General features: G+C 36.5%; 2 protein-coding genes and 2 pseudogenes. 3 read left to right on the forward strand and 1 reads right to left on the reverse strand.

Annotated features, from left to right (window positions below; translation table 11 throughout):
- A pseudogene (locus tag AN391_RS19755) lies at window positions 1–197 on the forward strand (endonuclease III); the annotation flags it as partial.
- Between the two features lie 43 nt (window positions 198–240).
- On the opposite strand, the gene AN391_RS19760 reads toward AN391_RS19755, so the two are convergent.
- Window positions 241–1,122: a LysR family transcriptional regulator gene (locus AN391_RS19760; protein ID WP_146258098.1), complete on the reverse strand. Its 882-nt coding sequence runs from the start codon at window positions 1,120–1,122 to the stop codon at window positions 241–243.
- A 94-nt stretch (window positions 1,123–1,216) separates the two neighbouring features.
- On the opposite strand from AN391_RS19760, the gene AN391_RS19765 reads away from it, so the two are divergent.
- Together AN391_RS19765 and AN391_RS20835 are read left to right on the forward strand one after the other, a co-directional pair.
- Entirely contained in the window at window positions 1,217–1,810 is a 594-nt protein-coding gene (locus tag AN391_RS19765; RefSeq protein WP_055016970.1) for a LysE family translocator, read from the forward strand.
- Between the two features lie 33 nt (window positions 1,811–1,843).
- A pseudogene (locus AN391_RS20835) lies at window positions 1,844–1,975 on the forward strand (endonuclease III); the annotation flags it as partial.

The raw sequence follows: 1,975 nt of genomic DNA on the forward strand, positions 1-1,975 counted from the left end.
ACCGCACCAAATTTGCGATGGGTAAAGATGTAGTTGCTGTTGAGCAAAAACTTGAAAAGGTTGTCCCTAAAGAATTTAAAGTAGACGTACACCACTGGCTAATACTACACGGGCGCTATACTTGCGTTGCCCGTAAGCCTAAATGCGGCAGCTGTATTATTGAAGACTTGTGTGAGTTTAAAGATAAGACTGACTAATAGCGTGGTCAATAGTCTTTTATATCTGTTTCTATTTTGAGTCCTATTGGGTAGTTTGATTTAGAAAGCTCAGCAAACGCTTAGCATTACTGCTTTGAAATACGTTACTTGGCCAAACAGCATATATGGGTATAGGCTCAATTTTCCAGTTAGTTAATAACTCAACTAAAGATCTATCTTTTAGCCCTTTTTCAACTAAATAGTCTGGTGGAGTCGCTATACCTAACCCATTCAGACATAGTTCTGTCATTGCTTCTACGCTATTAACGCTAACATTGCTCTTAAAGCTAATATCGACTTTCTCGCCGTTAGCATCAATCAAGGTTCTTCTATTAGGAAGCATGGTAAGTTTTATCCAGTTGTATTGCTCTATATCAACAGGAGAAATTGGCTCCTCTATCATTTGAGCGAATTCATAAGAGCAGACTAATTTTCTCTTTATTTCACCCACTCGTGTCGCGATTAGATTACTGTCCTCCATTTCACCAGCTCGAAAAGCGATATCTATCCCTTGTTCAATTAGGTTTTGTCTTTCATCTGTGTAAATAAAATTCAGATTTAACAAAGCATGACTCTTTGCAAATTTAGCGATATTTCTACTAATATCTGATTTTATCAACGCAGAAGGTAGCGTCACCGTTAAGGTTCCCCTTAACTCTTGTTGTTTTGAAGTCACCAAGTTTAGTCCTTGATGCGCCGACTCAACCATACTCAATGCGTATTGAAAAAGTACCTTTCCCTCATTAGTTAAAGAAAGGTTTCTAGTTGAACGGTAAATAAGAGCAGTACCAAGATGGTTTTCCAGTTGAGTAACTTGATAACTAACAACTGAAGGAGATAACTGTAATTTTTTGGCCGCAGCCCGAAAAGAACCTTGTTTTATCGTCTCCGCGAAAATAGCCATTGAACGTAATTCATCTATCATAATTATTAAAATATATAGAACAGTGAAAACCAATTATAACAGCTAATCGAACCAATAATATTAATATATAGTCTCCATAAACTAAGGAGAATTTATGTCTTTACTAATAGCAATGTTTTCGTTTTCATTAACCATGTCGATTTCACCGGGTCCTGTAAATATGATTATTATTTCCTCCGGAATGAATTATGGAGTTCGAAAAACTTTACCTTTCGTTTCAGGCGGAACCATTGGGTTCACATTACTACTTTTGTTCATAGGACTCGGTTTTTCTCAGGTAATAAACTCCTACCCTAGTTTTCTTAAATATTTAACCGTTGTTGGCTCCTCATTTATCATTTACATGGGATATCTAATTGCAACGTCAGACCCAGAGCTAGATATTGAAAAACAGCACCAACCAACATTTCTACAAGGTTTTATTTTACAATGGCTAAATCCTAAAGCATGGATTGCTTGTTTAGCTGGCGCTTCCTTGTTTTCGGTTCCTAACAGTTCAAAAGAGTTCTTACTCTTTTCATTAATTTATTTTGTTGTCTGTTACTTATCTCTTTTTTGTTGGTCTGTACTAGGAGACAAATCTGCCAAATTATTAAATAGTAAATTCAAATTAAAGTTGTTTAATTTATCGATGGGTGGCGCTTTAATCGTGACAGCTAGTTACTTACTTTACTCTCAATTTAATTAACTACGTATGAAGGCCGTTCTATTTTCCTTATCTCTCGGCTGGCCGACAATAGCCGTGCACACGCATATTTTCGGGCTTCAAACCGCACCAAATTTGCGATGGGTAAAGATGTAGTTGCTGTTGAGCAAAAACTTGAAAAGGTTGTCCCTAAAGAATTTAAAGTAG

The organism is Pseudoalteromonas sp. P1-13-1a (assembly GCF_001401875.1).
Classification (GTDB): Bacteria; Pseudomonadota; Gammaproteobacteria; order Enterobacterales; family Alteromonadaceae; genus Pseudoalteromonas.